Raw genomic sequence first — 11,861 nt, 5'->3', positions numbered from 1 at the left:
GCCAGAGGCAAACTCAAGCCTAAGCAGCAGTCTAAGGGAGAAACCTTGAGGTGAGAAGCCGCCTCGCTAAAGTACTTCGTGTGTGTACTTATGCTGTTTCACATTGTCTTCAGCTCTGACAATGCGCTGGGAGTTTAGCACTCGCTTGCGTTCGGTGGAGTAGTTGAAGTCTTGACGAGTCGTTCCGGGGGGGACATGAGCTTGTGCTGCGGTCTTGGCTTTGTAGGTACGAGCGGCAGCAATAGCACGCTGCACAAACTCATCACAGAATTGGGCATCTTCCGGGAACCCATCTGGCTTTTGTAGGGTTTCTCCAGCTAGGACCGTGCCTAAAGTTGTGGCAATGGCCATTTCGTAGGAGGTGGGCACTCCTTTCGCAATGGCTTCGATCGCGGCTGAGGGGATCGGCTCCAAAATCCTCACTTCGTGAAGTTTGCCATCTTCTTTGAGAAAACAAGTAGCTAAACCGATGACTAAATACTCATCTGTGGAGAGGTCGGGGGCTTGAGGCAGGGAAGTCGCAGTTGTCATGGAAGGTTTGGATTGGCACTGCCAATTTCAACGGAATTGAAAAATTTAAGGAGCCACGCATCACAGTTCGTTAAATTGCGATCGCAGGTAAGCTCCATAGGAATTTTAGCTCGGTTAAGCCTTCTGGCCACGTCCATCCCCGAGGCGTGTCGAACAGTTAGATTTTTAACTGCTAATGCTGTGTTCAGGCAAGGTATGCGGTGCACTTCAGAAATTGGCTGAGTTGCTCTTGTAGTCTTGCTATAAGTTCTCAGCATTGTTTTCAGTATTAAGGGTGTCTATTCTGTCACTTGCTCGGCATCAGTCTTAGGAGACAGCTTCAAAGCTAAGGCTTGCGAGTTTAACGTCTGGAAATCATGACTTAAGACACATCGGTAAGTGACACACGGATAGAGCAACAATTGCGGCCAACTGGATATCGTGAGTCTACAAGCCCAAAGATACAAACCCAGAGATACGGTCACTGATTCAGGAGAAGAGTATGAGTAGTCGTTCGGCTTTCAACCCTCAAGGCAGCGCTCAGCGTCGGCGTCAGGGCTCAACTCTAGCTTCTGTGGCTGGGCAAGCAAACATTGGTACTGGCGTCGGGCAGGTGGGTCCTCATCGGCGGCAAGGCAACCAACTGCGTCTAACCGGGACTCCATCTCTTCGTCCTAGTGGGAAGCCTGAGGTACACACTGACGAGCAAGACCAACAATTGCGACAGCAAGCGATCGCCGCAGCGCAGCAAGGTTACTACGAGGTAGCAATTGATCTACTGAGTGAATTGCTAGAGCGGCACCAAACTAGTGCGACAGATTACAACAACCGGGGTTTGGTCTACTTTCAAAGCGGACAAAGCGAAAAAGCGATCGCAGACTACAACCAAGCCATTGAACTAAATCCCAAACTCGCCAGCGTCTACAACAATCGAGCCAACTACTATGCAGCTCAAGGTCAATTAGCTGAGGCGATCGCAGACTACGGAGTTGCTATTGACCTCAATCCGGGCAACACTCGCGCTTGGATCAACCAAGGAATTACTTTTCGGCAGCTGGAGATGTATGAGCAAGCGATCGGCAACTTTGAACTAGCGCTGCACTTCGGCCAGCTTGAGGGCCACATTTACGCCGAGCGGGGCCGCACGTTCCACATCATGGGGGATTGGAACTGCGCGATCGCCGACTATCAGAAAGCTCTACAAATTCTGCTTTTGACCCATACCGAGTCTGCACAACGACTCCGCCAGCAAGTGGAGAATTGGCTCAACGACCTTCTCAGTCCCTTAAGAGCGTAACCAAAGCTACCTCCTCGCGATCTAGCCAAGCTAAACCCCAGCCTCCAGCAACTCCAACTCTAGGGAGTAACCTCGTCGGTATCAGCCAAATCAGCCACGTTTGTCCACACGACCTGTAGCTGCTTTGGGTCTACCCGATTACTCTGTTCCTGCATAAGCGCTTTTGTCTGCTGTGGATCAAAGTGGCGACTAAAGTCGTCTCGTAAGCGATTCACTCGCCCTTCAGTCACATTGACTTCAGCTCGAATTTCTTGCAACTTCTCTTGCTGCGATAACTGGTAAGGCAAAATCCGCATCAACGTAGAGACAGCAGCAACGGACAACGTGACGTTCACAGCTAACTTCAGCGTTGTTTCCATCACAAGACCAACAGGTAGCTTCGTGGCTGCTTTGGCAGGTTTGCGGCGCTGGCGCGGATTAGGCGGAGTAGCCAGCCGCAAATGGTTGTTAGTTCTTAAAGGGGGGCTTGAGGGTTGAATCGCGTTCATACGGAGTGGGGTGACGTAAAACCTTGAATGTGACGCACCTTTGCTACCCAGGCTCAATGGTAGGTTTAGATCAACCAATTCCATAGCACCCAAAAGCTCCAATTGGAGCCTATCTCAGCAGCAAAGCCTAGTTGCTATCAGACAATCTACACTAAATTTCTAAGATTGCCCGGAGGTTTTGACCCCACCCCTAAGATAGGCTCCAATCGCTCAATTTGCGAGCTTACTTATACAGTTCGGTGGCTAACCGGAAAGCCATAATCCCTGGGATCAAAGCAACGACTAGCGCAACGTAGACTTGGGTATCTGATATAGACATGTTTGAAAACTCCATATTTTGAGGTTGCTAGTTCACCAATTTCGGCCAAATTCCTGGCTTCTGGAACAACTTGTTACATGATGTAACAAAAAATCAGCTAAAGCTGCGATCGCAGCCTGGTCTACTTCTAAGCATAGTTGAGGCTGCAAAACCTAGCTCCAATTGGTTCTGCAACTAGTCGCAGGAGCACAGCCGATACACTTTCAACAAAGAGTTCTGAATGAACAGTTAGGGCTGAAGAGAAACTGCATGCTTACAAATGCTGCTTATAGCGACCTATAGCCAAAATGCTTTGATTTAGAGCGATCGGGACTACATCTTTCTAAGTTTTAGGTGGCTATACTTAAGCTATTTCAATGAGATAAATCATCTTTGCAAAACTCGAAAGCCCCGTCTTCGAGGCGAAGTTTAATAAAATCTACATATTTTTAAGATTGGTAACTGTTTCGTTGGAAAGCCAAAGATCTGTCCGAACCCATTTCGATCGCCAGCTTAAACGCCTGCAACGGGACGTTCTACGCATGGGTGCCTTGGTAGAAAAATCCTGTCGCTTAGCCCGCCAAGCTTTATTTGAGCGAGATTTAGAAGCCGCTGAGCGGATCAGTCAGCAAGATAAACAGATTGATCAGCTCTACCGTCAAATAGAACTAGATTGCGTCAGCATGATGGCCCTACAAGCCCCTGTGACACAGGACTTACGAATGATTAGTGCCTTAATGCAGTTGGTGCGAGATTTAGAGCGGATCGGCGACTACGCGGAGGACTTGGGTGAAATTGCGGTTAAGTTGTTCCCTTACCCGATTCATCCCTGCATGGAGCGAGTGCAACTCATGCTAGACCGTTGCCAAGCCATGCTCGCTATGAGTTTGGCTGCTTTGTCTGATCTAGATGCAGAGTCAGGTCTGGATTTGAAGACAAAGGACGACGCGGTCGATTCAGATTACCAAGATTTATACGACCTCCTGGCACATCAAACTGATCTTCGAGGCGTCGTAGAGCCAACGGTTTTGTTAGTTTTAGTGATTCGTCACCTAGAACGAATGGCTGATCACGCAACTAATATTGGCAAACGTGTCGCTTACATTGTGACTGGACAGCGTTATTAGGAACTGGACAAGGAATCATTTAGGACTGCCATAGTCTGATGAAAAAGAGTGTTTCTTGGTTCTAAAGACGTAATTCTGATGAGAGATTTGGTGAATAGCGTTTGACAGGTTTACATTCAGTGCGAAAGTATTAAATAGAGTGTGTACAGTGCCAAGGTAGACGCAATTAAAGCACTGGAACATTGTCAACCCGAATCTAGCGTTCGTTACTCCTGCCTCCTACAACGTCTCGATGTACTATGGCTGTCCTTTCATCTGGCTGGTAGCTCCAGAAACGTAACTCTAGAGCACTAATCAATGAAGAGATGGTATTCCCCAGACCCTGTCAAAAAGCAAGTTCGCGCTGTTGCGGCTGCTATGTCTAGGGCAGGATCGAGGTTCATCAGCTGTGGATGACCTAGGGCTTAGTAAATGCAAGGAGCTGAGTGACTGGCATACCTGAGCTGCAAGGCATGGGTTGGCGTGCGATGTAAGCTGTATTGCCTGTATAAATGCGAAGCGTTGTATTGATGCAGGTTTACAGCAAGTGACATCGTTAGGTGCCTATTCGGAAACTCTATTGAGTTTTTGAAATTCAAAGCCCCTCCGGGGTTTTCGGATAGGTTCTAGGTAAATCGGGGATAACACAGGCTAAGCGATGCCTGGGTCATCACAGCAAGGGTGAGAGAACCGAATCAACAGAAATTTAAGGACCTATCGCTACATGGAATTTTCGATCGCGGCACTGTTAGCAAATTTCGCGGATGACAAGCTGATCGCCCCTAAAGTCTTGGAAAAGAAGCTGAACTGCCAAGACGATGCGGGTCTGCGTAAGCTCCAAATTGCCCTAGATGCCCTGGAAAAGGTAGGCATTTTGGTAAAAGAGCGAGGCAAATACCGTCGGGTCTGGGAAGAAGGCGTCGTTGAGGGCAAACTGCGTTGCTCTAGCAAAGGGTTTTGCTTCGCGATTCAGGATGAAGAAGGCGCAGAAGACATCTACGTCCGCGAGAGCCAACTCAGCAACGCTTGGAACGGCGATCGCGTCTTGGTCAGAGTCACCAAGGAAGGCAGCCGTCGTCGCAGCCCGGAAGGGGAAGTGCGGCTAATTTTGGAGCGGGCCAATAGCTCAGTGCTGGCGCGGGTAAAGCAATCGGAAAAAGGCTATCAAGCGGTGCCCCTAGACGATCGCTTGCTGTTTGAATTGCATTTAAAGACCAATGGAGTAGATCTAGAAGCCGCCCTGGATCATTTAGTTCATGTTGAAGTGCAGCGTTACCCATTGGGACAGCAACCTCCCTTAGGAAAAGTGACCCAAGTTCTAGGCAGTGATGCTCAGTCAGCCGCAGATACCGATATTGTCAGCTGCAAGTACGATCTGCGTCGAGAGTTTCCCCCCGCAGTGCTGAAAGCTGCGGAAGCGTTACCTAAGAAGCTCAAAGCCGCCGACTTAAAAAACCGCTTAGATCTCCGCGATCGCTTAGCCTTAGCCTTGAAAGCAGACAGCACCCAGCAACCTGTCGATGGTTGTGATGATGCCCTCACTTTGGAAAAGACCGAGGAAGGCAACTGGCGCTTAGGGGTGCATATTGCAGATGTGTCTCACTATATCCAGGCTGGCTCACCGCTGGATATCGAGGCGCAGAAGCGGGGCATTTCAGTTTATTTGGGAGACGTGGTGCTACCGATGTTGCCCGATGCAGCGGCGCAATTGTGCTGCCTAGTACCAGGACAAGATCGCCTTGCCATCTCCTTACTCTTTACCGTTAGTCCTGAAGGCCAAGTGGTTGAGTATGAGCTGCAACCCACTGTGCTCCAGGTGGACCATCAACTCAGTTATCAGCAAGTGCAGACAATTCTAGAGCGCCAGCAGCCGCAGTCTGAGTCGCTAGATAGCCAAACGGCGGCTTTTGTCGAGTCATTGCCTGATGGAGTCAGGGAGATGGTCGATCAATTGGCATTGCTCAGTCAGGCATTAAAAACCCAGCGTCGCCAGCGGGGTGCCTTTGAACTTAACTTGCCGCAAACCCGCTTCCACTACGACGACGAGGGAGCTTTAGGAGCAGTCATCGTCTCCTCCGACCTCTCGGCGCGAGCAATGGTAGTAGAGTTTATGCTGCTGGCGAACCAAGTCGTAGCGGCCCATTTGCAAGCTCTGGGTGTACCTGGGATTTATCGAGTGCATCCCACGCCCAATGTCGGGGAGGTGCAAGAACTCATGAAGCTCGTCAGCAACATGGGCATTAACTTGCGCTTGGAGCAGGAAGATACGATTCAACCGCAGGACTACCAAAACTTTACTCAGCAGTTTGCGGAGTCACGCGCCGAAAAGGTGCTCACTTATCTGCTGCTGTCTACGCTCAAGCCTGCCGTTTATACCACGCATCCCCGACCGCATTTTGGTTTGGCGCTAGAGCAGGGATACACTCACTTCACTTCTCCCATGCGGCGCTACCCAGACTTGTTGGTGCATCGGGTGCTACAGAGTGTGTTTGAGCAAGGCCGCGATCGCCGTTCTACCCGCGCTAAGGACAGCGTCAACCTCCGAGATGGTTCTTGCTACGGCAAAATCAACTGGAATGTGTTGCCCCCAGAATTGCACCAAGACCTAGAGAGCCATATTGCCACCATCGTCAACAACCTGAGCGAGCGGGAGAAGGTGGCGCAAGAGGCGGAAGACGACTTAGAGGGTCTGAAAAAAGCTGGGTTCATGAAAGAACATACCGGCGAAATCTTCCAGGGCTTAATTACTGGGGTGCAATCCTACGGTTTCTTCGTCGAAATTGAAGATCTACTAGTCGAAGGTCTGGTACATGTCAGTTCCTTGAAGGATGACTGGTATGAGTACCGATCGCGGCAGCAGAAGCTAGTAGGTCGGAAGAACCGGAAGCAGTACCGTTTGGGCGATCGCGTGGAAGTCCAAGTGAAAAGCGTTGATTACTATCGCCAGCAAATTGACCTGATTGCTGTCGGTGGTGGTAGCGAAGCATCCGAAGATGACTCCGACGAACCCGGAAGCACTAACGCTGACCTGGGTTACGATGCTGACCCTGCTGCCCGTCATCTTGAAGAGTAAGGCTGAGTTCAAAAACCTGTGTCTAATCCTGTGGCTTCTGCCCTACCTCGGCCTCTGATTCTCGGCGTATCAGGGGCATCGGGTCTCATTTATGCCGTGCGGGCACTCAAGTTTCTCTTGAGCGCAGATTATGCCATTGAACTGGTAGCCTCTAAAGCTACCTACATGGTTTGGCAAGCCGAGCAAGACATCCGGATGCCAGCCGAACCCTTGCAACAAGAACAGTTCTGGCGGCAGCAAGCGGGGGTTTTAACAGGTGGTCAACTGACTTGCCACTCAGCGGGCGATGTGGGAGCTAACATTGCCAGCGGCTCTTTTCGCACCTTAGGGATGTTGGTGATGCCTTGCAGTATGAGTACTGTTGCTAAATTAGCTGGGGGGTTGAGTTCGGATTTGCTAGAACGAGCTGCCGATGTCCAGCTCAAAGAAGGCCGCAAATTGGTAGTAGTTCCTCGCGAAACCCCCCTAAGCTTAATTCACCTCCGCAACTTGACCACTTTAGCGGAGGCAGGCGCTAGGATTGTCCCAGCTATCCCCGCTTGGTATCACCAGCCTCAAACGATCGAAGATTTAGTGGATTTTGTCGTAGCTCGCGCCCTAGATCAGTTTGAGCTGGATTGCGTACCACTAAAGCGCTGGGAGGGGCACTGATGCCGCCATCATTGGCGCTAGGCAAGCTATAGGATGTAGGGTATAGGGTGTATAAGGTCAAGCTGGCAATATTAACAAGTAGAAGACAATTTAGAGCTGAGTGCTGAATAGCATGCCTGTGATCCGCCTCTTACTACTGCTATTGATTTTGGTAGCGTTAGCTGCATTTACCCTGCAAAATTGGGTATCTCAACTGCCGCTGGTGTTTCTCGGTAAGCAGACCTTGCTATTACCCCTCTCAGTCTGGGTTTTAGGGGCGATCGCGGCTGGAGCACTTACGACGTTGCTGCTAACGGGGCTTTTCCAGTTATCCAACACTCTAGCTGTCAAGAAAATGCGATCGCGGGTCGCTACTGCTTCGCGGCTAGAAACAGAAGCCGCTGCCTCGCGTTCCAGTTGGGATAGCAGCAGTCGCTCAGCTAGCGATCAAACTAGCTACACCAGTCCCACAGCAGATCGCTTTACTGATGAAACAGACTTTGGGGACGAAGAAGAGGAAACAGACCCCGTAGACCGCTCTGACTATAGTTCCGGCGATCAGCGCGATCGCACAAACTACGAAGTGCCCCAAGAGCCAACCTCTAGTTATCGCTCTGGATCATCCTACTCCTATAGCTACAAAGAGCCAAACACCTCTGGCGTAGGCCGATCTGAATCTGTCTATGATGCTGATTACCGAGTCATTATTCCACCGCCCCAACCGCTGGAAGAGACAGAAGATGACTACGGCTTTGAAGATGAAGATTTTGAGGATGAAACGCCTCATGATGTTGAACGCCGTGACTGGGCAGAGCGTCCCGACAGGCAAGACCGGGGAGACTCCCAAAACGATGATTGGGGGGATCAAACCTGGCGAGACAAAGGTTGGGGCGATCGCTCAAAGTCTGATTGGTAGCGGCTTACCCCCTATCCCCAATCCACCCATTGACTATTTCTACAGCGGCGAGTTTATATCGGCGGATTGATGTTCGTCCTGCATAAACAAGCAACACTGATGACGTTGCTCTATATGAGGATGTTTATGATTCGAGTTATTCGTCGTTTACAACAAATTCAACTACGCCAAGTTCTCAGTGCTTTTCTAGTCGGAATGACATTCTTTTTGAGCGCTGCTCTAGGTCAAATCAGCTATATCCCTTCCGCTCAAGCTGCTGCGACCCCTGAAGCCGCTCAATACAACCCAGATGGCAATAGCACTGGGACGGCTAGCGGCATCCAAATTGACACCAAAAATTCCAAAAAGAATCTTCAGGCAAACACTAAAGAAGCAGGTGGCTTCGTCGGCGCGATCAAAGATGCGGCTGAAAACGTAACTGAAAAGCTGAACCTGAATGAGCCTTTGCCTGAGAGCACCAAAGAGTTTTTAGATTCTGTGACGAACGATCCAGCAGAAGCGACACAAAATGGCTTAAAAGATGCAGCTGCTTTCCCTCAAGGTGGCTATAGCCACTAGTTCTAGATAAATTTATCTTTTTCAGCAAGCGATCGCTCTTGGCTTAAGTCCAAGCAAGGCGATCGCTTTTTTTCACTCAATTTGGGCAATTTAGGATTAATTTAACCCATAGTTCAAGTTCCTTAACCTACTAGAAACGTTCCAGGGCCCTCGGAAATCACCGATAAGAAATCTGTGTAACCTTCCACAACACCAACCAAGTCACCGGATGTAGTAGAGAGGGTTAAACTACCGTTCACTACTTGCTGAACGTACACTTCGGGAGAGCCTGCTAACTGGATATAATCGCTTTGGATGTCAAAGCTTCGGATAAAGGCATAATCACTGTTGCCATTTCCGAGGTATAACTGCACAGGACCAAATGCGTCCTCCAGTCCAAGAATGTAGGTATTAGATTCGCTACCTCCAATTAAATAATCGATCTCGCCAGTTCCTAAGCTTTGCACTATACCTGTTCCTGGGTCTTCACTTACTCCTAGCAATTCAGAGTTAACACCGAAACTGACAATAGTATCGTCTCCATCCGTTCCCGTGAAGAAACCTGTTCGGTGTGGCTCGAATTGGCCAAAGATGCGATAGTGGTCCTCACCAGAGCTAAACGCGCCAGCTTGGATCGCATTATTCACGTCAGGATTAGCTGAACGATAGAGGTATTCATCAAAGCTAGTGCCAGAACGGCCTTCTTCTTCGCCATATTCAGCAAAGTGAGCCAACCCAGAACTGAAAAAGCCCGCTTCGACGGCATTCGCTACATCCGGGTTGTCACGCAGGTAAAAGCCTTCATTAAAGAAAGTCCCACCAGAGCGATTCTCACCTAAACCATGATTCAGGTAATGCTGTAACCCAGAACTAAAGAAGCCCACAGCAACGGCATTCGCTACATCAGGATATTTTTGTAAATAATATTGCTCGTTATACAATGCCTCGAAGCGGCCTTCATCAAAGCCAAATTGCTCGAAGTGACTGAAACCAGAACTGAAGAAGCCCGCAGCAACGGCATTTGCTACATCGGGATATCTGCTTAAGTAAGCTTGCTCATTGAATGTCCCATACAAGCCAAAGCGTCCTTCGTCTTCACCATAGGCCATGTAATGCACTAAACCAGAGCTAAAGAAACCCGAGGCAACCGCATTGGCTACATCTGGATTTGCTTGCAAGTACAGACTCTCGTTATACAGCGGGGAAACGGAAACCCGCCCTTCGGCAAATCCGAATGTATTGAAGTGGTCAGCACCAGATTCAAAGAAGCCCGCAGCAACAGCATTCGCTACATCTGGGTTAGTGGCAAGGTAATATTCCTCATCAAAAATATCAAAGGTCATGATGTCACCCGAAAGTACTGATTAAGACATCAAAGCTAGATATTTCTATTTCGGAATTTACGGAGGAATTTTGTAGAACCTACGCAATCTTTTAAACCTAAATAGTAGACCACTGGATAAGTTGTATCTACACAACTCGGCAGATTTGTCAAATCTAAATTAAAACGTACTAACCCAATAAAAAAGTTCCAGGCAAGACACTAGGACCAATTATTGATAGCGAAACAACACCCTCTACAACACCAATCAAGTCACCGGCAGTATTAGAAATAGTTAAGTTACCATCTACAACTTGACGCGTATATTGGTCTTCGCTACCTGCCAGAACAATAAAATCTTCATTCAAATCGAAATTCTTGATCAAGGCGAAGTCTGTACTGCCTGCTCCTACATAAAAGGCTGTAGGAGTACCATAGAATTGACCACCAAATCCTAGATAAAATTCATCAGCAGCGTCTCCACCAACTAAGGTATCCACCTCACCTACACCAAAGCTTCCCAAAGCTAAGTTTTGGAGGCTCTCTACTGTAGCTGTGATTCTACTGACTTGAACTCCCATTACAGAATTAACAAAGTCATCATTTAAGCCAAAATCGCTACTTGAGGCAGCAATAATATCGTTGCCTTTACTACCACTAAAAAGAGGACTCCTGAAATCTTCAAATTGTCCAAACTGTAAATAATGGTCTAACCCAGAGCTAAAAATCCTTGCTTTCACTGCATTTGCAACATCAGAATACAGAGCTAAATAAACTTGCTCATTGAATGCAGTACCAGAACGGTTCTCAGTTTGTCCTGACTGGGCAAAGTGGGCCAAACCAGAACTAAAAATTCCAGCAGCAACTGCATTTGCCACATCAGGGTATCTACGTAGGTAGAAACCTTCATTGAATAAAGTTCCGCCCGATCGCCCTTCAGTGAGACCAAATTGCAAAAAGTGCTGCGATCCAGAACTGAAAATACCTGTCTGCACCGCATTGGCGACATCTGGATACTTCTGCAAGTAATACTGCTCATTAAATAGAGCAGCAAAGCGACCTTCCTCAAAACCAAACTGCACTAAGTGCTGAAACCCAGAACTAAAAATGCCTGACTGAACTGCATTCGCGACATCAGGATATCTTTGCAGATAAGCTTGCTCGTTATACAAGCCCAATAATCCAACCCGGCTTTCTGTTTCGCCATACAAAATGTAGTGCTGCAATCCAGACCTTAAGCTGCCAGTGGCAACCGCATTCGCTACGTCTGGGTTGGCTTGTAGGTAAAGGTCTTCGTTGTAGAGGGGTGAAACAGAAACGCGCCCTTCAGTAATCCCAAATAGTTGAAAATGCTGGAGTCCAGAGCTAAAGAAGCCTGCTTGAACCGCATTGGCTACGTCTGGGTTAGTAGCCAGATAGTACCGCTCGTCAAAAATATCGAAGCTCATCTATTACCTTAGGAATTTTTATTGCAGTTTGAGTAAAATTACGTAGGAATCCTTTAGTAATATCACAACTTTAAGCAGAGCAGTAGAGACTTTATGTTTCAGTAATCGATCGCCCTAGCCAGTCGGCGCTCAGGTGAGGTGAGATTTTAACGGTTTGTTTTACTGAAAGCAGTAAGCTACAGGAAGACCCCACAGAAGTAAATCTCATCAAGCGGTGCTTTAAGGGTGGTCTTGCTA

11 protein-coding genes are annotated in these 11,861 nt (G+C 48.5%); 6 read left to right on the top strand and 5 right to left on the bottom strand.

The window, feature by feature from the left end:
* Positions 1–66 precede the first annotated feature (66 nt).
* On the bottom strand, positions 67–531 hold the full coding sequence (locus NDA01_RS02555; protein ID WP_348226751.1) for a hypothetical protein: 465 nt from the start codon (positions 529–531) through the stop codon (positions 67–69).
* Positions 532–1,012: 481 nt separating this feature from the next.
* Between NDA01_RS02555 and NDA01_RS02550 the strand changes: the two genes are divergently transcribed.
* Positions 1,013–1,807 (top strand): tetratricopeptide repeat protein, encoded by a 795-nt coding sequence (locus NDA01_RS02550; protein ID WP_348226750.1) that lies wholly within the window; start codon positions 1,013–1,015, stop codon positions 1,805–1,807.
* A gap of 59 nt (positions 1,808–1,866) precedes the next feature.
* On the opposite strand, the gene NDA01_RS02545 is transcribed toward NDA01_RS02550, so the two are convergent.
* Together NDA01_RS02545 and psaM are read right to left on the bottom strand one after the other, a co-directional pair.
* Positions 1,867–2,295: a slr1601 family putative cell division protein gene (locus NDA01_RS02545; RefSeq protein ID WP_348226749.1), complete on the bottom strand. Its 429-nt coding sequence runs from the start codon at positions 2,293–2,295 to the stop codon at positions 1,867–1,869.
* Between the two features lie 223 nt (positions 2,296–2,518).
* On the bottom strand, positions 2,519–2,614 hold the full coding sequence (psaM, locus tag NDA01_RS02540; RefSeq protein ID WP_190433706.1) for a photosystem I reaction center subunit XII: 96 nt from the start codon (positions 2,612–2,614) through the stop codon (positions 2,519–2,521).
* A gap of 449 nt (positions 2,615–3,063) precedes the next feature.
* Here psaM and phoU point away from each other — a divergent pair, with 449 nt between their 5' ends.
* The 5 genes from phoU to NDA01_RS02515 all read left to right on the top strand — a co-directional run bounded on the left by phoU (position 3,064) and on the right by NDA01_RS02515 (position 8,876).
* The gene (gene phoU, locus NDA01_RS02535) at positions 3,064–3,720 is read left to right on the top strand and encodes a phosphate signaling complex protein PhoU (protein WP_190433708.1); all 657 of its coding nucleotides are present in this window, start codon (positions 3,064–3,066) and stop codon (positions 3,718–3,720) included.
* A gap of 703 nt (positions 3,721–4,423) precedes the next feature.
* The gene (locus NDA01_RS02530; RefSeq protein WP_190554716.1) at positions 4,424–6,772 is read left to right on the top strand and encodes a ribonuclease R family protein; all 2,349 of its coding nucleotides are present in this window, start codon (positions 4,424–4,426) and stop codon (positions 6,770–6,772) included.
* An 18-nt stretch (positions 6,773–6,790) separates the two neighbouring features.
* The gene (locus tag NDA01_RS02525) at positions 6,791–7,423 is read left to right on the top strand and encodes a flavin prenyltransferase UbiX (protein ID WP_348226748.1); all 633 of its coding nucleotides are present in this window, start codon (positions 6,791–6,793) and stop codon (positions 7,421–7,423) included.
* Between the two features lie 112 nt (positions 7,424–7,535).
* Positions 7,536–8,318, top strand: coding sequence for a LapA family protein (locus tag NDA01_RS02520; protein WP_348226747.1), 783 nt, complete (start codon positions 7,536–7,538; stop codon positions 8,316–8,318).
* 126 nt (positions 8,319–8,444) lie between these two features.
* Positions 8,445–8,876 carry a hypothetical protein gene (locus NDA01_RS02515; protein WP_190434389.1) on the top strand — a complete coding sequence of 144 codons (432 nt, stop codon included), beginning with the start codon at positions 8,445–8,447 and terminating at the stop codon, positions 8,874–8,876.
* Positions 8,877–8,998: 122 nt separating this feature from the next.
* Here the strand turns inward: NDA01_RS02515 and NDA01_RS02510 are convergent, their stop codons facing one another.
* A complete protein-coding gene (locus tag NDA01_RS02510) occupies positions 8,999–10,198 on the bottom strand; it encodes a hypothetical protein (protein ID WP_348226746.1) in 1,200 nt (399 codons plus the stop codon).
* Between the two features lie 169 nt (positions 10,199–10,367).
* Complete coding sequence (locus tag NDA01_RS02505) at positions 10,368–11,624, bottom strand: hypothetical protein (RefSeq protein ID WP_348226745.1); 1,257 nt, start codon at positions 11,622–11,624, stop codon at positions 10,368–10,370.
* Between the last annotated feature and the right edge of the window lie 237 nt (positions 11,625–11,861).

This window comes from Trichocoleus desertorum AS-A10 (genome assembly GCF_039962155.1).
GTDB lineage: Bacteria > Cyanobacteriota > Cyanobacteriia > FACHB-46 > FACHB-46 > Trichocoleus.
The sequence above is the reverse complement of the archived record's forward strand: the minus strand, read 5'-3'. Positions and strand labels throughout refer to the sequence as shown.

Bases quoted from the DNA above. Each gene is read 5' to 3' on its own strand.
- NDA01_RS02555 (WP_348226751.1), bottom strand. From the start codon at position 531: ATGACAACTGCGACTTCCCTGCCTCAAGCCCCCGACCTCTCCACAGAT.
- NDA01_RS02530 (WP_190554716.1), top strand. From the start codon at position 4,424: ATGGAATTTTCGATCGCGGCACTGTTAGCAAATTTCGCGGATGACAAG.
- NDA01_RS02545 (WP_348226749.1), bottom strand. From the start codon at position 2,295: ATGAACGCGATTCAACCCTCAAGCCCCCCTTTAAGAACTAACAACCAT.
- NDA01_RS02510 (WP_348226746.1), bottom strand. From the start codon at position 10,198: ATGACCTTTGATATTTTTGATGAGGAATATTACCTTGCCACTAACCCA.
- NDA01_RS02515 (WP_190434389.1), top strand. From the start codon at position 8,445: ATGATTCGAGTTATTCGTCGTTTACAACAAATTCAACTACGCCAAGTT.
- NDA01_RS02520 (WP_348226747.1), top strand. From the start codon at position 7,536: ATGCCTGTGATCCGCCTCTTACTACTGCTATTGATTTTGGTAGCGTTA.
- NDA01_RS02505 (WP_348226745.1), bottom strand. From the start codon at position 11,624: ATGAGCTTCGATATTTTTGACGAGCGGTACTATCTGGCTACTAACCCA.
- psaM (WP_190433706.1), bottom strand. From the start codon at position 2,614: ATGTCTATATCAGATACCCAAGTCTACGTTGCGCTAGTCGTTGCTTTG.
- NDA01_RS02550 (WP_348226750.1), top strand. From the start codon at position 1,013: ATGAGTAGTCGTTCGGCTTTCAACCCTCAAGGCAGCGCTCAGCGTCGG.